Consider the following 22,101-nt stretch of genomic DNA (forward strand, 5'->3'; position numbering starts at 1 on the left):
TTGTTAATCAATCTTGATATCTTTCCATCGAACTTATGCGTTTTTCTGCACAATCTAAAAATATTTAAGAAAATTAGTAACAATAATTTAATATTTGGGGGCGCAGCATGATCAATTTAAATAAGTTATTATTAATCAGCCAAGAAAATATGCTTTTTCCTGTTGATAACATTGAAGTTTTACTAAACCATCTCGGTTTAGTCATGCCGTTAATTAATACACTCCCTAATGTCACTTTTTTTGTGAAAGACCATAATGCACGGTATTTACTTGCCAATGATAACTTGGCGATTCGCTGTAAAAAGAATGGTATTAATGACGTAATTGGTAAAAGTGCAGAAGAGTTATTTCACGCTGAATTAGGGCAAAGTTACAGTTCGCAAGATTACCTTGTGATGGAAAAGAAAATCAGTGTGATTAATAAGCTTGAGTTACATCTTTATAAAGCTGGGTTACTTGGTTGGTGTTTAACCACAAAGGTACCCATATTTAATACTCGAAACCAAGTAATTGGTGTAGCAGGGATTTCTGTCGATTTACAAGATATTAAATCTGTTAGTCCTAAATTAAATAACCAACTTAGCCTCGTTGAACGCTATATTAGTGACCATTTTGATACTGCAATTAAAATAACGAAACTTGCGGATATTTCAGGACTTTCACTTTCACAATTAAATCGTCAATTTAAAGCTATTTTTTTAATTACACCGCAACAATATATTCAAAAAAAGCGTCTCGAACATGCCATTGAGTTATTAGAAGATGACCATTCAATTACAGATATTTCAATAAAATGTGCTTACACTGATCACAGTGCTTTTTGTCGCAAATTTAAAGAAATGACCACCATGACACCCAGCCAATTTAAGCGTATGCGTTCAACACTTGATAAGCAAAAAATAATCGCGTGATCGGGTATCTTATTGTTCATCTCTAATCTTACTGAGTATAAAACAAGCTTTGTTTAATCTTTGTTGATTAAGCTAATTTCCTCATTGATTTCAATAGACTAATCGAAAAAAACATCCTACTTTGATCTTAATATGCCTAAGTAAAATAAATTAACTTAAGATAGCTCTTATTGCGGCTATTTATGAATAGCGTATTGATATGTCCAATGTAAGACACTATTGCATGTCATATAAAAGGATAAAAAATGACCATTTATGATCTGAAACCAAAATTTCAAGATCTACTTCGCCCAATCGTTAGTAAATTATTTAATGCAGGGATCACGGCTAATCAAGTGACTTTGGCTGCATTATTACTCTCCATTATTGTCGGTTTGGTTTTGTTTTTCTTCCCAAACCCACATCTATTTATTTTATTGCCGTTTGTGTTGTTTATCCGCATGGCGCTCAATGCTATTGATGGCATGCTAGCACGAGAACATCATCAAAAAAGCCAATTAGGTGCAATCCTCAATGAATTAGGTGACGTCGTTTCTGATGTCGCGTTATACCTCCCTTTTGCTATTATTTTTCCCCATGCAATTTGGCTAATTTTGCTTATTTTATTTTTCTCACTGTTGACTGAGTTTATTGGTGTCACCTCACAAGCAATAGGTGCGTCAAGACGCTATGACGGCCCTATCGGGAAAAGTGACCGAGCCTTTATTTTTGGCGCTCTCGGATTATTCGTGAGTATTTTTCCTCAGCTTCTGTTCGCTGATTGGATAAATTATCTCTTTATTATTCTATCTTTGTTGCTGCTTTATACCTGCTATAACCGTATCCGCCGTGCATTGGATGAGTTTCGCACGTCTTCGGATAATAATTAAGGAATAATTATGAACGCTCAGACAGATTATCTGACGCAACGCCCTGTTTTAGAATCGCAATTTACAACTAGTGATCACACTTCGCTTTTTTACCGTCACTGGCCAACGGAAACGACAACGGACAAAGCAATTATTTTATTCCATCGTGGTCATGAGCATTCAGGCCGTGTTGCACACCTTGTTGATGAGTTAAACTTTCCTGACTACGCCATGTTCGCTTGGGATGCTCGCGGTCATGGGCGAAATGAAGGTCCAAGGGGCTATAGCCCTTCTCTTGGCACATCCATCCATGATGTCGATGAATTTGTCCGATATGTTTCCACACAATATCAAATCCCTTTAGAAAATATCATTGTAATTGGGCAAAGCGTGGGGGCTGTGTTGGTTTCCGCATGGGTACATGACTATGCGCCGAAAATTCGTGGGATGGTTCTTGCCTCACCTGCATTTAAAGTTAAACTGTATGTTCCTTTTGCTCGCACAGGGTTAGCTTTAATGCAAAAAATGCGAGGCCTGTTCTATGTTAATTCTTATGTAAAAGCGAAATTTCTTACCCATGATGAACAGCGTATTGATTCGTTTAACCGCGATCCGCTAATCACTCGACCTATTGCCGTTAATATCTTACTTGAATTGTATAAAACAGCCGATCGAGTCGTTGCAGATGCCAACGCAATTACCTTGCCAACTCAATTATTTATATCAGGTAGCGACCATGTTGTTCATCACCGCCCACAGCATCAGTTTTTTGAGCGCTTAAATACACCAATCAAAGAAAAGCACATCTTACCAGGCTTTTATCACGATACTTTAGGTGAGAAAGAGCGTCATATTCCTATCGAAAAAATACGTGATTTTATTAGTAAATTATTTAGTCTCCCTGTTTACCGACATGATTACCAGTACGAAGACACATGGAGCACTAGCGCAGAAAATTACCGTAAACTGGCTACTCCGTTACCCAAATGGTGCCCGAAAAACCTTGCCTTCAAGATTATGAGTAAATCAATGAACACCTTAGGTAAAGCTTCTGAGGGTGTTCGCATCGGTTACGATAAGGGCTTTGATTCAGGATCAACTTTAGACTATGTCTATCGTGATAAAGCAGAAGGAAGAGGCCTATTCGGACGCGTGATTGACAGGCAATACCTCAACAGTATTGGCTGGCAAGGGATCCGTCAGCGTAAAGTCAATATTGAAAATACTTTACGCCAAGCTATCCGTGACTTAACAGATAACAATATGCCAGTACGTATTATGGATATTGCAGCGGGTCAAGGCCGTTATATCTTTGATGCAATTAACGATTATGGCAAAGTTGAATCTGTTCTTTTGCGTGATTACAGCCCAATTAATGTAGAACAGGGGCGTTTACATATAAAAGAGCGTTTCCTTGAAGATAAAATCCATTTTGTGGAAGGCAATGCCTTCGACGGTGATGATTTAGCTTCCGTGACGCCTGCGCCTACACTGGGTGTTGTGAGTGGTTTATATGAGCTATTCCCGAGTAACCAACTAATTAGAGCTTCATTAGATGGATTATCCCGAGTCATACCTTCAGGTGGGCTGCTCATTTACACTTGCCAACCATGGCACCCTCAAGTGGAAATGATTGCTCGTGTTTTACCCAGCCACCAAGGCGGACAAGCTTGGGTTATGCGTTGCCGCAGCCAAGGCGAAATGGATGCTTTAGTTGACGAAGCAGGGTTCGAAAAATTAAGTCAATCTATTGATAACTGGGGAATATTCAGCGTATCAATAGCGAGACGCCGTTAATCTTTTAACCTATCATTTGAGGTTGGTTGCCGTCAACGTAGCTAACCTCAAGTTTGCCAATATTGGCTATCTCTATTGCTTCTGATAGGCAAAGCCCCTATGTTGTGAGTTAAATATACATTTTCTTTCTACAAACAGGTAATTGCAGCACTCACTATTTATTCTTAGATGATTTTTAGAGCACAAAGGAATATTGCAAAGGACGATGACAGCCCTTCACCAACCTACTCAGCTATTATCTAAACAACACACTTTGTTGTTTGGCCTGCTGTGGCTAATTTTTTTAGCTCCATTTTTCTTTCTCACTTATGGACAGGTCAATAACTACACTGCGACCTTACCCCATGTACCTTCCTTTGTGTATTCATGGGAAAAGCACATCCCGTTTGTTCCTTGGACTATTATTCCCTATTGGAGCATTGACCTATTCTACGGATTATCCTTATTTATCTGTACAACACGGCGTGAACAAACAATTCATGGTCTACGATTAATTACCGCTTCCATTTCTGCCTGCGTTGGCTTTCTTTTATTTCCACTTAAATTTAGCTTTCCTCGCCCAACTACGGATGGCGCTTTTGGCTGGATGTTTGACAGCTTAGAACTTTTTGACCTGCCATTTAACCAAGCCCCCTCATTACATATCATTTTGCTTTGGCTCCTATGGCTACGCTTTCGAGCTCATACACCAACACGGTGGCGTTGGCTGCTCCACAGTTGGTCAGTTTTGATCTTAATTTCTGTCCTCACGACTTGGCAGCACCATTTTATTGATGTTATTGCTGGTTTCTCAGTTGGTTTGCTTGTCAGTTATTTGCTGCCTATCAATACACGCTGGCAATGGCATTACACAGGGTCCCCTCGCAGTTTTAAAATGAGCAAAAATTATGGCATTGGCTCAGTCGTTTGCTTTGCTCTCGCTTTTTTGATTCAAGGTGCTGCTTGGATATTGCTGTGGCCTGCTGTTGCTTTATTGTTTATTACTCTCGGTTACTTAGGCGCTGGTGCCAGCATCTTTCAAAAAACACCCGATGGCAAGATTTCCCCGTCCGCCGCTATCTTATTATTACCTTATCGCCTAATTGCTTGGGGAACCTATCATTACTTTGCTAAACATTGCAGGCAACCTAGCATTGTGAATCAACATATCGTTTTGGGAGGCCGCCCGCTTTACCCTTTGCAAACTGCAGCTGTTTTAGACATGACTTGCGAATGGCCTCGCAATTCTTTTAGCAAAGGGCTGAAGTATTGTAGCCAGCCACAAATAGATTTGTTACCACTGAGCGCAGAGGATATCGAGCAATCAGTCCATACGATGGATAGTTTAGCCCAGCACGGTGCTGTCTATATTCATTGCAAACTGGGTTATTCACGCAGTGCCACCGTTGCTGTTGCATGGCTAGTTCACCATGGTGATGCTCAAACGATAGATAAAGCAGTCGAAATGGTTGAACTTGCTAGGCCACAAGTTATTTTAAACTTAGCAACTAAAGAACAATTAAATAATTGGTTTACGCACTATTATTTAAATAGGAAACATAAATGAACCAGCTTACAGATAAAAACTGCGGAGAAGTCATTCAGATACTGACGCGAAGTTGGCTCTATTTGGCTATAAGTTCTGTATTAGGTTTAATTTGCCAGCTTAATCTTTTTTTAGGTATAAATAACGGAAAGTACTATTTATTTGTTGGCATTATTTTATTTATTATTAGTCATTACTATATTTATCGTTTGTGGCTTGATAATCATTTTTTTAAGATGATTTATCAACAAGGAACAACTGAGCCCTTTGATTATGCACTCAGTTTCTTTATGCATAAAAAGCCAACTAACCGAACGATGGAACAGCGTTGGCAAGGCACAAAGAACTTATTTAAACATGCTGTCTTATCTGTTGTTATCCTTTGGATATGGCTATTAGTTACGGTAATAACATTATAATGAGTTAGGTTAATTTTTATTTATTTGTCATGAAAAATTTCTGCTTATTATTTTAAATTCAAGTAAAAACACCATTAGCTTTATTTACCTGGTAAATTAGGTGGTTTTTACTTTTGTTACTGAAAACGTTATGATAATTACTGTTTCATTGATGCATAACAGATTTTTTGAGCTTAGCTAAGCGTATCCTTATAGGTACATTTTCGTTTATTTTTCACCCTGTTATTTGGTAGGGTATAATGAGTACAAAAAATATTAATAGGCTGCGCCCTTTTAGCGCACTAATAGATTCGTGTTGGAAAGAAAAATACACTGCTGCACGTTTTGTGAAGGACTTAATTGCAGGTATTACCGTTGGGATTATTGCTATACCATTAGCCATGGCCTTAGCGATCGCCAGTGGCGTTCCCCCCCAATATGGCCTTTATACCGCAGCAATTGCGGGAATAATTATTGCCATTACGGGAGGGTCTCGTTATAGCGTTTCGGGGCCTACAGCAGCATTCGTCGTCATCTTATATCCCGTATCACAACAGTTTGGTCTTAGTGGCCTATTAGTTGCCACACTTATGTCAGGTGTCATTTTACTGGCGATGGGTTTTGCCCGCTTTGGTAAGTTTATTGAATATATCCCAGTATCAGTAACTTTGGGCTTTACTTCAGGTATTGCCATCACCATTGCCACCATGCAAATCAAAGATTTCTTTGGCTTGCAGATGGAACATGTTCCTGAGAACTATGTTGATAAATTGATTGCCATCGGCAATACATTCCCCACGTTTCAATTCAGTGACACACTAATTGGTTTATCCACACTGCTTGTCTTAATTTTTTGGCCTAAGTTAAAGCTAAAATTCCCTGGGCACTTACCTGCTCTCGTCGTGGGCACATTGGTCATGTGGGTACTTTCATTATTTGGGCAAGAAGTGGCAACCATCGGCTCTGAATTTAGTTATTTTCTACCTGATGGAACTGAAGGGAGTGGTATTCCGCCTATTCTGCCTCAGTTTATTTTACCTTGGGAACTTCCTGGTAGTGCGCCAATTAGTTGGGCAATGATCACCGCACTTATGCCTGCAGCATTTTCGATGGCGGTTCTTGGTGCGATTGAATCACTGCTTTGTGCTGTTGTGCTTGATAACATGACGGGTAAAAAGCACCATTCCAATAGTGAACTGATTGGCCAGGGAGTCGGTAATATTGCGGCACCCTTTTTTGGTGGGATCACGGCGACAGCTGCGATTGCCCGTTCTGCTGCAAACGTCCGCGCGGGAGCTACATCACCGATTTCTGCGGTGATTCATTCAATCTTAGTGTTACTCACCTTACTGGTGTTAGCACCGATGCTTTCTTATTTACCACTCGCTGCAATGTCCGCATTACTGTTAATTGTGGCATGGAATATGAGTGCAGCAGGTAAAGTGGTGTATTTAATTAAACGCGCCCCTAAAGATGACATCATTGTGCTTGTTCTATGTATGTCTTTAACCGTTTTATTCGATATGGTCATTGCCATTACGGTGGGGATCGTATTGGCATCTCTGTTATTTATGCGCCGTATCGCTAATATGACTCGCTCAACACAACTTGCTGAAACGGATGAAGAAAATAGCCGATTAGTCGTGCGTATTAATGGCCCACTATTTTTCGCCGCCGCAGAACGTATTTTCGATGAGTTGCGCGTAAAAAGTGCAGGGTATGAAACTATCATCATGCAATGGGATGCAGTACCCGTCTTGGATGCAGGGGGATTAGAAGCCTTTGAAAAATTCATTGATGCCGTGCGTAAAGACACCCATGTGATGGTTTGTGATATTCCATTCCAACCGCTAAAAACCTTGGCTCGCGCTAAAGTTACGCCAATTGCTGGGGTATTAAGCTTCCATAATTCCATGGATAACGCATTAGAAGCGGTTAAATCCATTGAACAAGCTAAGCAATTAAACACTCCCACTAATACTGAAGCAGTATAATTGTACTGTTCAACCCGCCACCACACAGCAATGTGGTGGCGGGTGACCTATTATTGTTTATTGTTCACCTAAGCAAAACATTTCATTGCCTGCTTTTCTGCCTTTTTCACAGGCCAAACCCCTTAATTTCTTTGCTTTTTGTTGATCAAGGGTCACGGTTCCTGTGTTATCTTCTGCAAATCGAAAGGCAGCCATCCACTCTGCATAACCTGCATATGTCATCGCATCGGCTTTATCAAACCATTCCTGTGATTTTTGCTCGTCCATCGGTACACCTTTCCCATCTAAATAAATGATCCCTAACATCAATGGGGCGCTAAAATAATCTGGATTATTAAGCTCCACCACCTCTTCCAACAATTGAATTGATTGTGGGTAATCCGTACTTCCTGCTATCGGATTAATTAATGATTCTGCTAAGCTAATCTTTCCTCGTACACTGCCTTGTTCAACAGCTTTTGTTGCAAATTGCCTTGCAGCGACAAATTCTTGCGTAAAATAACTATCGCTTAGCAAGCTAATATCCGCTAACAAGGTATATCCTTCTGGATTACCATTTTTTGCCGCCGCATTCGCCCACAAACGTGCACTATTTAAATTTTGTATTACGCCCAAACCTGAGTAATACATTTGTGCTAACTGATATTGCGCTGAGGCATCATTATTAACAGCTTTTTGTTTCACTTCAGAAAAAAGAAGTTTATCTTCAGCGGTCAATTCTGGCTGTGCAACAATTTGAAAAGGAAGAATAAATAAGGAAAGAGTAATAATTGTTTTTTTGAGGATTAATTTCATAGATGCTCTCAATTAAGCGACTACAGTGCGGAACCTTGCCCGCCTTTTCGTAAGAAGTATTGATATAAGTTATTCATGCCAATCCAGTGGTTTTCACACCACTGTGGCGCGAGTAAAGTGGGTTTTCTTGCACTGGCACTAATGCGGTGGTAAACAATGTCTTTCGGTGTGTGACGTACTATTTCGCCAGCTATAGCGGTATATTCATCTAAAGATAATGTGGGTAAACGCCCTGCTCGCCAACTTTTGGCCATCACACTACCTTCAACAATATGCAAAGGATGTAGCTTGATACCATCAGTACCACATTCAAGTACCTTTTCTAAGGTTTGCATATTCATCAGGGCATCCTCACCAGGTAAGCCACAGATTAAATGGGTACACACCTTTAAACCGACTTGCCGCGCCTTTTGTGTTGTCTGCTGATAAGCGTCAAATCCATGTCCACGGTTAATCCGATGCAATGTTTTGTCATGAGCGCTTTGTAGCCCAAGCTCTAACCAAATCTCATAACCTTGCTGTTTGTATTCACTAAGCAACGATAAAACAGACTCGGGCACACAGTCAGGACGCGTCCCCACACACAAGCCAATAATATCGGCTTGTTGTAATGCTTCTTCATACAATTGTTTAAGTAAATTTACTTCTGCATAGGTACTGGTATAGGCTTGAAAATAAGCAAGATAGCGTTTAGCTCGGGAAATTCGCGTGACTTGATCAGATATTTGTTCACTAATGGATTGACTAGATTGGCTCTCATCGGAAAAAGAAGCCACATTACAGAAGGTACAGCCCCCTCGCCCAAGGGTACCGTCACGATTTGGGCAACTAAAACCCCCGTGTAATGTAATTTTATAAATTTTTTCACCGTATCGGCGCTGGAGATCAGCGCCGAACATGGAAACAACTTCAGTGAGTTGCATTTACACCAAACTTAACGGCTAGTGTCTAATTCAGGGAACCCTTTCACCACATCATCAATAGCTTTCATTTGCTTGAGGAATGGTTCCAGTTTATCTAAAGGTAGTGCTGATGGGCCATCACAACGTGCGTTATCTGGGTCTGGATGCGCTTCAAGGAATAACCCCGCGATACCCACAGCCATACCTGCTCTCGCCAATTCAGCAACTTGAGCGCGGCGACCACCTGATGCAGCACCGAATGGGTCACGGCATTGCAGTGCGTGGGTCACGTCAAAAATCACAGGACAGCCTTTAGATGACTGAACCATTACATTAAACCCAAGCATATCAACAACTAAATTGTCATAACCAAAGTTTGCACCGCGGTCACACAGAATAATTTTGTCATTACCACCTTCGATAAACTTCTCAACAATATTCCCCATTTGGCCTGGGCTGATGAACTGTGGCTTTTTGATATTAATGACAGCGTCTGTTTTTGCCATCGCAGCAACTAAATCTGTTTGGCGAGCTAAAAATGCAGGTAATTGAATGACATCAACCACTTCAGCAACGGGTGCCGCTTGTGCTGGTTCATGGACATCCGTAATAATTTTTACGCCAAAAGTTTGTTTAAGTTCTTGGAAGATTTTCATCCCTTCTTCAAGACCAGGGCCACGGTAAGAGTGGATTGATGAGCGGTTTGCTTTATCAAATGATGCTTTAAAAACATAAGGAATGCCCAATTTTTGCGTCACAGAGACATAGTGCTCACACACTTTCATTGCCATATCACGAGATTCAAGAACGTTCATTCCACCAAACAGCACAAACGGCAAGTTGTTCGCGACATTGATATCACCAATATTGACTACTTTCTGTTGCATACTCTTACCTTAAATATAATTATATCTTAAATGATTGTTTTTCATGAACTGTATAGAGATATCTTCAATGTAGCGCATGAAAAACGAAACCGTAAAAATGTATTTTTCTATTCTAAGCCGTGCATACCAAGTTAGTACATTGCTATATTCAGGACATTATAGATTATCGTTGCATATAATAAAACATCATAGCCAATACCCCTTTACGTAAATTCCCTTTTCTCATCGCTAGTCGCATCTTAATGAATCGTTCTATGCATCATACTGAAGGGGGGATTACCTCACTCATAACTGATATTTATTAAAACAGTTGTCATTACAGCTGTGTTATTTCATAGTTAAACTCAACTTAAGCTAAATAAATGAGGAATTATGAATAAGGCTCTAATCATTATAGATGCACAAAATGACTATCTTTCTGATGGCAGATTTCCACTATGGAATATTGATGAAACATTGAAACATATATCAGATAAGACTTCACAATATGAAGAAAATGGTTATATCGTTATCTTTATTCAGCACTTATCACCGCAAGGCGCTGCTTTTTTTGATGAAACAACACAAGGTTGTGAACTGATATCAAGTTTAACCAAGCTATCTACAAAACATTTTATTGTGACTAAACATCATGGTAACTCATTTGATGAAACTCAACTTGATGATTTACTGATAGCTCATAATATTAACGACATTGAACTATGTGGGATGATGACTCAAAACTGTGTACTATTTACAGCAATTTCTGAGCAAGCAAAAAAATATAAGTTAACCTTATTAAGCGACTGTTGTACAAGCGTTTCCCCCATCATTCACACTGTTGCATTGAGAGGTTTATCCCGAATAGTAAATGTTGTTTAAAGTAGCCCACCAAACCCAATAAAAAATCGTTTATAGCCGATTATTGAGGCTGCGAATATATTGATACAACGAATAAAAGCCCTTAAAATATTAAGGGCTTAAGACTCAATCGATGTTATTTGATTGCTTTCGCACCCCAAATAGCTTCTGAACTTGGAAGTGTCGTATATTTTTGTATTATCTCTTTGTATGTATCACCTGGTTTCAATTCAGAGAATTGCTCTGGGTAGATAAACGTCGCTAAATACTCTAAACCAACGATGTTATATGGATGGTTATAGAAGTTATGATATACGCCATACAATCGGTTGTTTTCGACCGCACTAATTTGGTTAAAACCGATACGGTTCTTCAGGCGATTAAATCCTTCTTGCACTGCTTTGTCAGATACCCCATAACCAAACGGTGCCGCGATGCTATTTTTATTAACCGAATGAGAACCCGTCACAATATAAACATCAGGGCTGGTACTAATGACTTGCTCTAATGAGACAACACCTGAAGCCCCCGGTAGGAAGCGGCTACCAATATTATCGCCACCAACAGCCTGTACCATTCCCCCCCAACCTGCATTGTTATGTGTAAAACAACAGCTATCTCCATTAGCTCCAGCCTTTGCTTCTACAAACACACGTGGCTTATGCTTAATTGACTGTGTTTTACTTTGAATGCTGTTTAGGTGCTGTTGATAAAAATCAGTGTATTCCTTCGCTTCATTTTCTTTGTTTAAAATAACACCAAGGAGATCAACACTTTCTTTCGTATTCTTGACAGGCTCTAAGAAAGTATCAATATAAATAATTGGTATGTTGGCATCTTTTAATCGACTAACTACTCCAGAACCTTCTAAAGCAGGTTTTGCTCTTAACTGAGCAATCAAAACATCGGGTTTCTGTGCAATCACTTGTTCAGTATTAACTTCACCTTTATCATTGAAGCCCATGTCAGGGATCGCATTTATATTTGATTTCCACTTTTGTTCAAGTAAAGCAACTGTTTGTGGGTCTGATTTTTTTAGGTTGTTGTTCCAAGCGACGACTCTTTCAAACGGGTTACTTCTATCAAGTAAAGCTAACGTTAAAATATCGCGCCCATCTTGCAATACAACTCGCTTCGGTTCTTGTTTCAACGTTATTTTTTGGCCATCGGTATCTGTAACCGTTATTGGGTATGTTGTTGCTGATGTTGCAAAAGGAAGTAATGCAGAAAAGGATATTGCTAGCAGGTGATATTTTTTTTTCATGTTGCAATCTCTATTAAATAATACTAACGATAACAATTATCATTAGCATCATCAATAAAAAGTTGCTCACAATAGGATGATATTTTAGCTACAAGCCCAAGCTACTGATAAATATGACACTCAATCATGTTTATGAATAGCCAAGAAGCTTGTATGCTAATTAATGTAATACGATTGGATGGTTATCCAATGAATAAATTTGAATTTTGATCATTTCAGATACTGGGTCTTCTGGGCAGTGCTCAATAAAATAGTTGAGGTCACTTAATGCCACATGATTACAATCTAAATGCGCCAGTATCAGCCCACGGTCACGGATTTCATAGGGATCTTCAGGGTCTAGCGTAAGCAACGTTTCGCAAACTTTTAACGCTAGCTCCATTTTTTTCTCTTCCATTAGAGCGGCTTTTAACGTATCAAAGATTTTACGAATAACGATGCTATTTTCCGCAACATCAAGTTGGTCTTGGAAAAATTCAGAGAATGGGTCGACTGTTCCTTTTAGCCACATATTCAGCGTATGAAATGACAATGACTCACCATTAGCTGGGTTAATAAACCATGGTTCACCATCACGTTTTTCAGTAATAATTAATAGCTGAGTAGGGAAAATGGCAGGCCGAATATCAATATCTAGGTGCTGAGCGATATACAATAAAATGGCGCCGAGAGTGACAGGTGTACCTTGTTTGGAAATTAAGACTTTATCAAGCCAAAGCATGTCTGATAATGCATATATACCCTGTGCAGGGCCGAATGACCATTGTTGATAAAACAATGAAATCAATTGCGCTACTTTAGTTTCATTATCCGCATGTAAATCAATGGCCGATTTTGCAGATACAACAAGGCTATCTAATTGAGCTTGGACTTTCATCAGCGGAAAATCATGACGGATACATTGAGAAACGGTCATAATCCCTTCGCTTAAGGGGAGCTGATTAAATTCAATATTCGCTATGGTCTTCATTACATTCCTACTACTGTGCCCACTTAACCATTCCATTGACCGAGTGAAATTCTTTCTTGCCCACCGTAATCGAGACACGTCTCAATTTGGGTGTACCCATGTATTGCAAATAAATCACGCACAGCCGAACCTTGTGTCCAGCCATGCTCGAGAAGTAACCAACCTTGATGTTTAAGGTAGTTTTTAGATTTATCAATAATATGTGCTAAATCAGCCAATCCTTCATTTTTTGCAATTAATGCCGTTGCTGGTTCAAATCGCACATCACCTTCACTGAGATGCTTATCATTTTCGTCAATATAAGGTGGGTTACTCATAATCATATCAAATTGTTGAAATGATAAGGAAGCAAACCAATCACTTTGCATAAATTGGACGTTAGCAATATTCAAACGTTGTTGATTTCGTTGAGCTAATAATACAGCTTCTGGATTAAAGTCAATGCCAATAACTTGGCTACTTGGCAGCTCAGAGGCTAGCGCTAATGCAATTGCCCCTGTTCCTGTGCCTAAATCCAATAAATGACAAGGTTGATTTGTTAGACGTTTTAAGGCTTGTTCAACCAAACATTCGGTGTCTGGTCTTGGAATTAATGTGGCAGGTGAAACATAAAGTGGTAGCGACCAAAACTCGCGCTCGCCAATAATATAGGCTATTGGTTCACCTTTTTCACGGCGCTGCAATAGATGCTCAGCCTGTTGCTGTTCCAATGCGGTCAGCGGTGTTTCACTAAAAGCAAAAAGGTAGGTACGGCTGCGCCCCGTCACATGTTCAAGCAGAATTTCAGCATCCCGCTTTGCGCTATCGCTTGCAGACAGTCGGCTGACTGCCTGCTTTAGCCATTCGCTATACTGCATTATTCCTGCTCGGATAGTGCAGAAAGTTGGTCTGCTTGGTATTCGTTGATGATAGGTTGTATTAAGGCATCTAATTTCCCTTCCATCACTTCATCCAAACGGTATAACGTCAAGTTAATGCGGTGATCCGTAACACGCCCTTGCGGGAAGTTATAGGTACGGATACGATCTGAACGATCCCCCGAGCCTAGCAAGTTACGGCGCTCAGAGGCTTCCGCTGCGTGACGTTTATCCATTTCGGCTTGGCGAATACGCGCACCTAACACTGACATCGCTTTCGCTTTGTTTTTATGTTGTGAACGTTCGTCTTGGCACTCCACCACAATCCCTGTTGGAAGGTGAGTAATACGAATTGCCGAGTCGGTGGTATTAACGTGCTGCCCACCCGCTCCTGATGAACGGAAAGTATCAATACGTAAATCCGCAGGGCTGATGTCAGGTAACTCCGCTTCAGGCAATTCAGGTAAAATGGCAATAGTACACGCAGATGTGTGAATACGCCCTTGTGATTCGGTTTCAGGGACGCGCTGAACACGGTGCCCGCCAGATTCAAATTTTAAACGTCCGTATACACTATCGCCCGAAATTTTAGCGATAACTTCTTTATAGCCGCCATGTTCACCATCACTGGTGCTCATTAATTCAACGCGCCAGCGGTTATTTTCTGCATACCGACTGTACATGCGGAATAAATCGCCAGCAAAAATCGCGGCTTCATCGCCACCTGCACCCGCACGGATTTCCACGAAACAGTTATATTCGTCATCAGGATCTTTTGGAAGTAACAACAATTGCAGTTGTTGTTCGAGCTCTTCATTGCGCGTTTTTGCTTCTTTTAGCTCTTCTTGAGCCATTTCTTTCATTTCAGGATCGTCTAACAGCATTTGCGCGGTTTCAATATCGTCCTGTACTGTGCGCCATGCGTTAAAGCATTTTGCCACATCAGATAATTGAGCATATTCTTTTGATAAAGCACGAAAACGGTCTTGATCGGCAATCACACCTGCATCTGCAAGGTGCGCTTCGATTTCTTCGTAGCGTTCTTGTAATGCTTCTAGTTTTGCGACAATAGAAGGCTTCATTCGTTATATAAGACCTATGATTAAAAAGTGGTTATTGATGGTCCAGCCCTAAGCTGTCCCTAAGTAGATTTAGACGCTCAACATCACCATTTCCCGCTGCTTGTTGCAGCGATTTGGTCGGAGCGTGAATAAGGCGGTTGGTAAGTTGTTGCGATAACTGCATAATCACTTGCTCAGGGTCAGCGCCTTGTCGAACAGCCGCTAAAGCTTTTTCGGCCATATTCGCTCGAATTGCTTCAGCTTGCTCTCGGTAATCGCGAATTGTAGACACTGCGGCTTGTGAACGCAACCAATCCATAAAATGGCTGCTTTCTTGTTCAACAATAAACTCCGCTTCGACCGCTGCTGCTTTACGCTGCGCTAAATTTTGCGCAATAATGGACTCAAGGTCATCAACGGTATACAAATACACGTCACGAAGTTTTTCAACATCTTGTTCAATATCCCGAGGGACGGCAATATCGATTAACAACATTGGCTTACTGCGGCGAACTTTCATTGCCCGCTCTACCATACCTTTACCAATGATAGGCAGCGGGCTCGCTGTCGAACTAATCACTATATCAGCTTCAGCTAAACGGTTATCAATATCCGCTAATGAAATCACTTGTGCATTAACTTCATTAGCTAACAACTCTGCACGTTCACGGGTTCGGTTGGCTATCATCATTTTTTGCACGCCGTGCTCACGCAAATGGCGAGCGACTAACTCAATAGTTTCCCCTGCACCAACTAACAAAATATTCAAATGTTTGAGTGACTCAAAGATTTGACGCGCCAATGTACACGCAGCAAAAGCAACAGAAACTGCATTAGCGCCAATATCCGTTTCTGTCCGCACACGTTTTGCGACAGAGAACGATTTTTGGAATAGGCGCTCTAATTCACGGGATAACGAATGGCTATCTTGTGAAAGTGCAAACGCCTTTTTCACCTGTCCGAGAATTTGCGGTTCGCCTAAAACCAAAGAATCGAGGCCACTTGCGACTCTCATTAAGTGGCTCACTGCCTGGGAGTCTTGGTGCCAATACAGGCTAGGTTGTAAATCTTTGGCAGTAATTTCGTGAAAATCACACAACCACTTAATAAGCTGTTCTTGCGCTTTGTCTTGTGACTCAAGGCTCAAATACAGCTCAGTTCTATTACACGTAGACAGCACAACGCCGCCATTCACTTGAGGTTGTTTAAGAAGATCCTCAAGTGCATGGTCGATTTTTTCAGGACCAAATGTCACCCGCTCACGCAGGGCTACTGGTGCTGTTTTATGATTGATGCCTAAGGCTAATAAGGTCATTGCGCTTTACGACTTGCTCACATTGCTAATTATTCTTTCAGTAACGCTATACTCATTAATGAATAGTGCATTACTGCTATTTATATTTGCCTATTGTAGATGATCCTCGCGACGCTTTCTATGCCTCACAAGGTTCTATCATTCAGAAAGATGACCCATCCCAAAAAATAAATGAAAAAAATAGTTTTAACGATTATTTTTCCTGATGAAAGCAATCACTAACCTCTCTGATTTTTATTGTTAGCAAATTATTAATCACAATGCTAACGACTACAATAACATGCATAAAGAATGCAATTATTTCGCACAGAAAGCAAATGGCTATCCCCAATCACTTTAATCAACTTTAGGCCAACTTTAGGCAAATAACCCTATTCTGATTGATCCAATCACCAGATTAGCGCACAATTTTGCTCATCAATACGTTATCTTATTTACAACCTAGCGCAATTCGCTCTAATTCATGATGTTATCTGTGCCCTAAAACATTGAGATTGATTATGCAATTAACCCAAGTTTTGTCGTTCGCTTTACCTGTTAAGGGCTTTATACGCCTCTTGCCACTCTCTTGCCTTCTATTAACCGCTTGTGTCACTACGTCACAAAATACCACGAAAGGCACAGGTTCAGCGTCTGATGCACAATGGAAAGCCCACCAGCAAGCATTGAACCAACTACGTGATTACCAAACACGCGGCTCGTTTGCGTATAATGGCGGCGAAACTAAAACGTATGCAAAATTTTTCTGGCAACAATATACACCAGAAAAATACCGTTTATTGTTGACTAACCCACTTGGCAGCCGTGAATTAGAGCTCACCGTTGAGCCCGATTTGGCACGTTTAACCACCAAGGATGGGCAAACTCACATGAGTGATGTACCTAGCGAGCTAATTTATCAACTGACTGGAATGGAAATCCCTCTAGATGACTTAACGGCTTGGTTAGTCGGCTCGCCAGGACGGGCAACGAATTTCACCTTAGATGAAAATCACTTATTGAAAAATGTGACGTTTGAACAAAATGGGGAAAAATGGGTGTTAGATTATATTTCTTATGATACTAAAACCTCACCTATGCTGCCAAATTACCTTGAACTACGCCAAGGTGGACGATTAATTAAACTGAAAATGGACAGCTGGACACTGAAAAAATGACATTAACCTGGCCTTCCCCCGCTAAATTAAATTTATTTTTGTATATTACTGGCCAGCGCCCCGATGGTTATCATGAATTACAAACACTGTTTCAATTTTTGGAGTATGGCGACGAAATCACAATAACAACACGCCATGATGACCAATTGAATTTGCTCACGCAAATGGCGGGCGTTCCCCCTGAAAAAAACTTGATTTTGCGGGCTGCAACATTATTACAACGCTATTGCCGTGAAACGCTCAACTGCACCAAGCCCCTTGGTGCTGATATCGCTATCGATAAAATTCTGCCTATGGGAGGAGGAATTGGTGGCGGTTCATCCAATGCTGCAACCACATTAATTGCGCTTAATGAGCACTGGAAAACACAAGTCTCCGATGAGGTTCTTGCTGAACTAGGCAAAACTCTCGGCGCGGATGTGCCTGTCTTTGTTCGAGGCCATGCAGCGTTCGCTGAAGGAATCGGTGAAATATTAACCAAAGCTTCCCCTCAAGAGAAATGGTATCTGGTTGCTCATCCCGGAATTGAAATATCAACCCCGATGATCTTCACAGATCCAAAATTAAATCGAAATTCTCCAAAACGCTCCCTAGCCGCATTATTACTGGCTCCGTACGCAAATGACTGCGAACCAATCGCAAGAAAACGTTTTCGTGAGGTTGAACAGCTTGTTTCTTGGCTGTTAGAATATGCTCCGTCTCGCCTAACAGGAACAGGCGCATGTGTTTTTTCTGAATTTGAAACACAAGCGGATGCCCTTAAGGTGTTAAATAAAGCCCCATCGTGGGTGCAAGGGTTCGTCGCTCGAGGCGTTAACGTATCCCCACTGCACAATTTCCGCGCTGGGATAACCCGTGTATTGCACCAATAAGTAATGAAACAACGCTCATTGCTCTTGGTCAACAATATCTCTCTGGACGCAAGCCTGAGGTTTTTCTCGTGCCCGATATGAAGCTTTTTGCTGGTAACGCTACACCGGAACTAGCACAACGTGTTGCTAACCGCCTTTACACTAATCTTGGAGACGCGGCTGTTGGTCGTTTTAGCGACGGCGAAGTCAGTGTTCAAATTAATGAAAATGTTCGCGGTGGTGATATTTTTATCATCCAGTCAACTTGTGCACCAACTAATGACAACTTAATGGAACTGGTTGTTATGGTCGATGCCCTGCGCCGTGCATCTGCTGGTCGTATTACCGCTGTTATCCCTTACTTCGGTTATGCAAGACAGGATCGTCGCGTACGTTCTGCCCGTGTACCAATCACCGCTAAAGTTGTTGCCGATTTTCTGTCCAGTGTTGGTGTTGACCGTGTTCTCACGGTTGACCTTCACGCAGAGCAGATCCAGGGCTTCTTTGATGTGCCTGTTGATAATGTATTCGGTAGCCCAATTCTTCTGGAAGATATGCTTCAGAAAAACTTGGAAAACCCAATCGTTGTATCTCCAGACATCGGCGGCGTGGTACGTGCTAGAGCTATCGCAAAACTCCTGAATGACACTGACATGGCAATCATTGATAAACGTCGCCCTCGTGCAAACGTTTCTCAAGTTATGCACATTATTGGTGATGTTTCAGGTCGTGATTGCATCTTAGTTGACGATATGATTGATACCGGTGGTACGCTGTGTAAAGCGGCTGAAGCGCTGAAAGAACGCGGTGCTAAACGTGTGTTCGCATACGCAACTCACCCGATTTTCTCAGGCAATGCTGTAGACAACATCAAAAATTCAGTCATTGATGAAGTCATTGTTTGTGACACTATTCCACTATCTCCTGAAATCAAAGCGCTGAGCAACGTTCGCACTTTGACCTTGTCAGGTATGCTGGCTGAAGCTATTCGTCGCATTAGCAACGAAGAGTCTATCTCAGCAATGTTCGAGCATTAATGCCCCTTTTGAGTAATTAATGTTTCAACGGTGATAGAATATCACAACTAAAAATTAAGCCCCTGCAGTTATCTGTAGGGGCTTTATGATTTTAGAGGGTTATAACGACAGATACCTATTTCTATGGCTATTTCCTACTCACACAACCTATACGCCATAAAAATAACCAACTTCTTTGAAAAAACAAACAAAACCTATGTAGCTAGGCGACTTCGCTATTAAAAGCACTGACTATCACCCAGCCATCTATCATCTATAATTATTACTAACTTAATTAATAAGAAGAATAATTATGGATAACGGTGATTATCTTTACGTGAGTAATGTTTTAAGACCCAATAGCGGTCAGCCACTTTTTCACGTCCACCGACTCTCGCTCCCACTAACCATACCATTGCACCCACGAAAATTCCGAAGAGTGAGCCGTTAGTGACAAGCTCTGATAGACCAAAGTTGATGACATGGGCAAATAGGTTAACACCAATGCTTCCAATCATCATGACCATTCCTAACCCCATGAGAACATTACCAATTATATGAGCACTTTTCCGTTTCATATCTACCTCCAGTATCAGTGAACTGATAAGCAAGCAACTGTAAATAAATTCGGTGGTTCTTTATATTTATGTAAGAATTATAGTGCATTAAGTAAAATTTTTTGCGATAGGCATCACAAGGTACGAAGTTAACAATAATATCTAAACATAAAGTGCTTTTTATCAAAAAAACATAAAAAACGAATAGTTCATATGGCAACTATAATCATCGTGATGTTTTTTATCTGATTTTTGTACATCCTCCCCTTCACAAGGTAAACTAGGTGATTAATTCCATAAACTGACAGTGAAATAGTCGCCGTGAGCAAAATTAAATTAATTGTTGGCCTTGCAAATCCGGGGGCTGAATACGCACAAACCCGCCACAACGCAGGGGCATGGTATGTTGATTTACTGGCACAGCGCCACAATCAACCCCTAAAAGAAGAACCGAAATTTTTCGGCTATACCGCACGCATTAATCTTAGCGGTAATGATATCCGCTTATTGGTGCCAACCACCTTTATGAACCTCAGTGGAAAAGCCGTCGCGGCAATGGCGAACTTTTATCGTATTAACCTTGATGAAATTTTAGTTGCCCACGATGAGCTTGATATTCCACCTGGTGTAGCAAAAATGAAGCTTGGTGGTAGCAATGGGGGCCATAACGGGTTGAAAGACATTCAAAGCAAATTCGCCAATAACCCAAACTTTTACCGCTTACGCATCGGTATTGGCCATCCAGGCGATAAAAACAAGGTTGTTGGTTTCGTTTTAGGTAAGCCACCGCTGTCTGAGCAAAAACTGATTGATGATGCCATTGACGAAGCAGTAAGGTGTACTGACATTCTATTATCGGATGGAATGGACAAAGCGATAAACCGTTTACATAGCTTTAAAGCGTCTGCATAAGAGTTCATTTCATCAAAATCGACTTTTTGTGTATAATCAGCGCCAATTTCTAAACATTGGGTGCAGCACTCGCCTGCCCCTCGCTATTTAAGGTGAGAAACATATGGGTTTTAAATGCGGTATCGTTGGTCTGCCAAACGTGGGTAAATCCACATTATTTAATGCATTGACCAAAGCCGGCATCGAAGCAGCCAACTTCCCTTTCTGTACAATTGAACCAAACACGGGTGTTGTGCCAATGCCAGACCCACGTCTTGATCAATTAGCTGAAATTGTGAAGCCACAGCGAATTTTACCAACCACCATGGAATTCGTAGACATCGCAGGTTTGGTAAAAGGCGCATCTAAAGGCGAAGGTCTGGGTAACCAGTTCTTAACTAACATCCGTGAAACCGAAGCTATCGGCCACGTAGTGCGTTGTTTTGAAAACGACAATATCATCCACGTCGCTGGCCAAGTTAACCCAGCTGAAGATATTGATGTTATCAATACTGAATTAGCCTTGGCGGATCTTGATACCTGCGAACGTGCTATCCACCGCGTACAAAAACGCGCTAAAGGTGGCGATAAAGACGCAAAAGCTGAATTGGAAGCATTAGAAAAATGTCTGCCACATTTAGAGCAAGCTGGCATGCTGCGTACCTTGGATTTAACCACAGAAGATAAAGCAGCAATCCGCTATTTAAGCTTTTTAACGTTAAAACCAACCATGTATATCGCGAACGTCAACGAAGATGGTTTTGAAAATAACCCGTTCTTAGACAAAGTGTATGAAATTGCTCAAGCCGAAGGCTCTGTAGTTGTGCCTGTGTGCGCTGCTATCGAATCTGATATCGCTGAGTTAGATGACGAAGAACGCGACGAATTTATGGCAGATTTAGGCATCGAAGAGCCAGGCTTAAACCGTGTTATTCGTGCAGGTTATGAATTACTTAATCTGCAAACCTACTTCACTGCAGGTGTTAAAGAAGTTCGTGCATGGACAATCCCTGTGGGCGCAACTGCACCACAGGCGGCAGGCAAAATCCATACTGACTTTGAAAAAGGCTTTATTCGTGCTCAAACCATCGCATTTGATGATTTTATCCAATACCGTGGTGAGCAAGGTGCCAAAGAAGCAGGTAAAATGCGTGCTGAAGGGAAAGATTACATCGTTAAAGATGGCGATGTATTAAACTTCTTGTTTAATGTGTAGCCCTACAATCTAGTTCACACTGTTTTATAAAGTATCACACCATAATAAA

21 protein-coding genes are annotated in these 22,101 nt (G+C 41.0%); 12 read left to right on the plus strand and 9 right to left on the minus strand.

Going from position 1 to position 22,101, the window contains the following annotated elements:
• Positions 1-107: 107 nt before the first annotated feature.
• The 6 genes from PR808_RS01215 to dauA all read left to right on the plus strand — a co-directional run bounded on the left by PR808_RS01215 (position 108) and on the right by dauA (position 7,473).
• Positions 108-911 carry an AraC family transcriptional regulator gene (locus PR808_RS01215; RefSeq protein ID WP_206084140.1) on the plus strand — a complete coding sequence of 268 codons (804 nt, stop codon included), beginning with the start codon at positions 108-110 and terminating at the stop codon, positions 909-911.
• A 245-nt stretch (positions 912-1,156) separates the two neighbouring features.
• A complete protein-coding gene (locus PR808_RS01220; protein ID WP_206084139.1) occupies positions 1,157-1,780 on the plus strand; it encodes a CDP-alcohol phosphatidyltransferase family protein in 624 nt (207 codons plus the stop codon).
• 9 nt (positions 1,781-1,789) lie between these two features.
• Positions 1,790-3,556 (plus strand): bifunctional alpha/beta hydrolase/class I SAM-dependent methyltransferase, encoded by a 1,767-nt coding sequence (locus PR808_RS01225; RefSeq protein WP_272538496.1) that lies wholly within the window; start codon positions 1,790-1,792, stop codon positions 3,554-3,556.
• A 205-nt stretch (positions 3,557-3,761) separates the two neighbouring features.
• On the plus strand, positions 3,762-5,102 hold the full coding sequence (locus PR808_RS01230; RefSeq protein WP_272538497.1) for a phosphatase PAP2/dual specificity phosphatase family protein: 1,341 nt from the start codon (positions 3,762-3,764) through the stop codon (positions 5,100-5,102).
• The gene (locus tag PR808_RS01235; protein WP_272538498.1) at positions 5,099-5,500 is read left to right on the plus strand and encodes a hypothetical protein; all 402 of its coding nucleotides are present in this window, start codon (positions 5,099-5,101) and stop codon (positions 5,498-5,500) included. Before PR808_RS01230 ends, PR808_RS01235 begins: the two co-directional genes overlap by 4 nt.
• Positions 5,501-5,739: 239 nt before the next feature.
• Complete coding sequence (gene dauA / locus PR808_RS01240) at positions 5,740-7,473, plus strand: C4-dicarboxylic acid transporter DauA (protein WP_206084135.1); 1,734 nt, start codon at positions 5,740-5,742, stop codon at positions 7,471-7,473.
• Positions 7,474-7,530: 57 nt separating this feature from the next.
• Here the strand turns inward: dauA and PR808_RS01245 are convergent, their stop codons facing one another.
• Genes PR808_RS01245 through kdsA form a run of 3 tightly spaced genes read right to left on the minus strand, consistent with a single transcriptional unit; the run spans position 7,531 to position 10,057 of the window.
• Positions 7,531-8,268, minus strand: a complete 738-nt coding sequence (locus PR808_RS01245) for a tetratricopeptide repeat protein (protein WP_206084134.1) — start codon at positions 8,266-8,268, stop codon at positions 7,531-7,533.
• Between the two features lie 20 nt (positions 8,269-8,288).
• Positions 8,289-9,191 carry a TIGR01212 family radical SAM protein gene (locus tag PR808_RS01250; protein ID WP_206084133.1) on the minus strand — a complete coding sequence of 301 codons (903 nt, stop codon included), beginning with the start codon at positions 9,189-9,191 and terminating at the stop codon, positions 8,289-8,291.
• A gap of 11 nt (positions 9,192-9,202) precedes the next feature.
• Positions 9,203-10,057, minus strand: a complete 855-nt coding sequence (gene kdsA, locus PR808_RS01255) for a 3-deoxy-8-phosphooctulonate synthase (protein ID WP_206084132.1) — start codon at positions 10,055-10,057, stop codon at positions 9,203-9,205.
• Between the two features lie 372 nt (positions 10,058-10,429).
• On the opposite strand from kdsA, the gene PR808_RS01260 reads away from it, so the two are divergent.
• Positions 10,430-10,918: a cysteine hydrolase family protein gene (locus PR808_RS01260; RefSeq protein WP_272538499.1), complete on the plus strand. Its 489-nt coding sequence runs from the start codon at positions 10,430-10,432 to the stop codon at positions 10,916-10,918.
• Between the two features lie 115 nt (positions 10,919-11,033).
• Here the strand turns inward: PR808_RS01260 and PR808_RS01265 are convergent, their stop codons facing one another.
• The 5 genes from PR808_RS01265 to hemA all read right to left on the minus strand — a co-directional run bounded on the left by PR808_RS01265 (position 11,034) and on the right by hemA (position 16,364).
• Positions 11,034-12,161 (minus strand): ABC transporter substrate-binding protein, encoded by a 1,128-nt coding sequence (locus tag PR808_RS01265; RefSeq protein WP_272538500.1) that lies wholly within the window; start codon positions 12,159-12,161, stop codon positions 11,034-11,036.
• A gap of 160 nt (positions 12,162-12,321) precedes the next feature.
• On the minus strand, positions 12,322-13,131 hold the full coding sequence (sirB1, locus tag PR808_RS01270; RefSeq protein ID WP_206084129.1) for an invasion regulator SirB1: 810 nt from the start codon (positions 13,129-13,131) through the stop codon (positions 12,322-12,324).
• 23 nt (positions 13,132-13,154) lie between these two features.
• Positions 13,155-13,988 carry a peptide chain release factor N(5)-glutamine methyltransferase gene (gene prmC, locus PR808_RS01275; RefSeq protein WP_272538501.1) on the minus strand — a complete coding sequence of 278 codons (834 nt, stop codon included), beginning with the start codon at positions 13,986-13,988 and terminating at the stop codon, positions 13,155-13,157.
• The gene (prfA, locus tag PR808_RS01280; protein ID WP_206084127.1) at positions 13,988-15,070 is read right to left on the minus strand and encodes a peptide chain release factor 1; all 1,083 of its coding nucleotides are present in this window, start codon (positions 15,068-15,070) and stop codon (positions 13,988-13,990) included. The genes prmC and prfA overlap by 1 nt, the downstream gene beginning before the upstream one ends.
• 31 nt (positions 15,071-15,101) lie before the next feature.
• Positions 15,102-16,364 (minus strand): glutamyl-tRNA reductase, encoded by a 1,263-nt coding sequence (gene hemA, locus PR808_RS01285; RefSeq protein ID WP_206084126.1) that lies wholly within the window; start codon positions 16,362-16,364, stop codon positions 15,102-15,104.
• 500 nt (positions 16,365-16,864) lie between these two features.
• Here hemA and lolB point away from each other — a divergent pair, with 500 nt between their 5' ends.
• The 3 genes from lolB to prs all read left to right on the plus strand — a co-directional run bounded on the left by lolB (position 16,865) and on the right by prs (position 19,409).
• Entirely contained in the window at positions 16,865-17,521 is a 657-nt protein-coding gene (gene lolB / locus PR808_RS01290) for a lipoprotein insertase outer membrane protein LolB (protein ID WP_206084125.1), read from the plus strand.
• Complete coding sequence (gene ispE / locus PR808_RS01295) at positions 17,518-18,393, plus strand: 4-(cytidine 5'-diphospho)-2-C-methyl-D-erythritol kinase (RefSeq protein WP_206084124.1); 876 nt, start codon at positions 17,518-17,520, stop codon at positions 18,391-18,393. Before lolB ends, ispE begins: the two co-directional genes overlap by 4 nt.
• Positions 18,394-18,461: 68 nt before the next feature.
• The gene (gene prs / locus PR808_RS01300) at positions 18,462-19,409 is read left to right on the plus strand and encodes a ribose-phosphate diphosphokinase (RefSeq protein ID WP_004910604.1); all 948 of its coding nucleotides are present in this window, start codon (positions 18,462-18,464) and stop codon (positions 19,407-19,409) included.
• A gap of 290 nt (positions 19,410-19,699) precedes the next feature.
• Here prs and ychH read toward each other — a convergent pair whose 3' ends face one another.
• The gene (gene ychH, locus PR808_RS01305; protein WP_206084123.1) at positions 19,700-19,966 is read right to left on the minus strand and encodes a stress-induced protein YchH; all 267 of its coding nucleotides are present in this window, start codon (positions 19,964-19,966) and stop codon (positions 19,700-19,702) included.
• 300 nt (positions 19,967-20,266) lie between these two features.
• Between ychH and pth the strand changes: the two genes are divergently transcribed.
• Both pth and ychF read left to right on the plus strand, forming a co-directional pair.
• Complete coding sequence (gene pth / locus PR808_RS01310) at positions 20,267-20,857, plus strand: aminoacyl-tRNA hydrolase (protein ID WP_206084122.1); 591 nt, start codon at positions 20,267-20,269, stop codon at positions 20,855-20,857.
• A 103-nt stretch (positions 20,858-20,960) separates the two neighbouring features.
• Positions 20,961-22,052 (plus strand): redox-regulated ATPase YchF, encoded by a 1,092-nt coding sequence (gene ychF, locus PR808_RS01315; protein ID WP_206084121.1) that lies wholly within the window; start codon positions 20,961-20,963, stop codon positions 22,050-22,052.
• The last annotated feature ends 49 nt before the right edge of the window (positions 22,053-22,101 follow it).

Origin of the sequence: Providencia sp. PROV197 (assembly GCF_028479625.1) — a bacterium.
GTDB lineage: Bacteria > Pseudomonadota > Gammaproteobacteria > Enterobacterales > Enterobacteriaceae > Providencia > Providencia vermicola.

Excerpts from the sequence above, each read along its gene's own strand:
- PR808_RS01235 (WP_272538498.1), top strand. The coding sequence starts at position 5,099 with ATGAACCAGCTTACAGATAAAAACTGCGGAGAAGTCATTCAGATACTG.
- PR808_RS01265 (WP_272538500.1), bottom strand. The coding sequence starts at position 12,161 with ATGAAAAAAAAATATCACCTGCTAGCAATATCCTTTTCTGCATTACTT.
- PR808_RS01260 (WP_272538499.1), top strand. The coding sequence starts at position 10,430 with ATGAATAAGGCTCTAATCATTATAGATGCACAAAATGACTATCTTTCT.
- PR808_RS01225 (WP_272538496.1), top strand. The coding sequence starts at position 1,790 with ATGAACGCTCAGACAGATTATCTGACGCAACGCCCTGTTTTAGAATCG.
- PR808_RS01215 (WP_206084140.1), top strand. The coding sequence starts at position 108 with ATGATCAATTTAAATAAGTTATTATTAATCAGCCAAGAAAATATGCTT.
- PR808_RS01245 (WP_206084134.1), bottom strand. The coding sequence starts at position 8,268 with ATGAAATTAATCCTCAAAAAAACAATTATTACTCTTTCCTTATTTATT.
- PR808_RS01250 (WP_206084133.1), bottom strand. The coding sequence starts at position 9,191 with ATGCAACTCACTGAAGTTGTTTCCATGTTCGGCGCTGATCTCCAGCGC.
- lolB (WP_206084125.1), top strand. The coding sequence starts at position 16,865 with ATGCAATTAACCCAAGTTTTGTCGTTCGCTTTACCTGTTAAGGGCTTT.
- dauA (WP_206084135.1), top strand. The coding sequence starts at position 5,740 with ATGAGTACAAAAAATATTAATAGGCTGCGCCCTTTTAGCGCACTAATA.
- kdsA (WP_206084132.1), bottom strand. The coding sequence starts at position 10,057 with ATGCAACAGAAAGTAGTCAATATTGGTGATATCAATGTCGCGAACAAC.
- sirB1 (WP_206084129.1), bottom strand. The coding sequence starts at position 13,131 with ATGAAGACCATAGCGAATATTGAATTTAATCAGCTCCCCTTAAGCGAA.
- ychH (WP_206084123.1), bottom strand. The coding sequence starts at position 19,966 with ATGAAACGGAAAAGTGCTCATATAATTGGTAATGTTCTCATGGGGTTA.
- PR808_RS01230 (WP_272538497.1), top strand. The coding sequence starts at position 3,762 with ATGACAGCCCTTCACCAACCTACTCAGCTATTATCTAAACAACACACT.
- prfA (WP_206084127.1), bottom strand. The coding sequence starts at position 15,070 with ATGAAGCCTTCTATTGTCGCAAAACTAGAAGCATTACAAGAACGCTAC.
- PR808_RS01220 (WP_206084139.1), top strand. The coding sequence starts at position 1,157 with ATGACCATTTATGATCTGAAACCAAAATTTCAAGATCTACTTCGCCCA.
- hemA (WP_206084126.1), bottom strand. The coding sequence starts at position 16,364 with ATGACCTTATTAGCCTTAGGCATCAATCATAAAACAGCACCAGTAGCC.
- ispE (WP_206084124.1), top strand. The coding sequence starts at position 17,518 with ATGACATTAACCTGGCCTTCCCCCGCTAAATTAAATTTATTTTTGTAT.
- ychF (WP_206084121.1), top strand. The coding sequence starts at position 20,961 with ATGGGTTTTAAATGCGGTATCGTTGGTCTGCCAAACGTGGGTAAATCC.
- prmC (WP_272538501.1), bottom strand. The coding sequence starts at position 13,988 with ATGCAGTATAGCGAATGGCTAAAGCAGGCAGTCAGCCGACTGTCTGCA.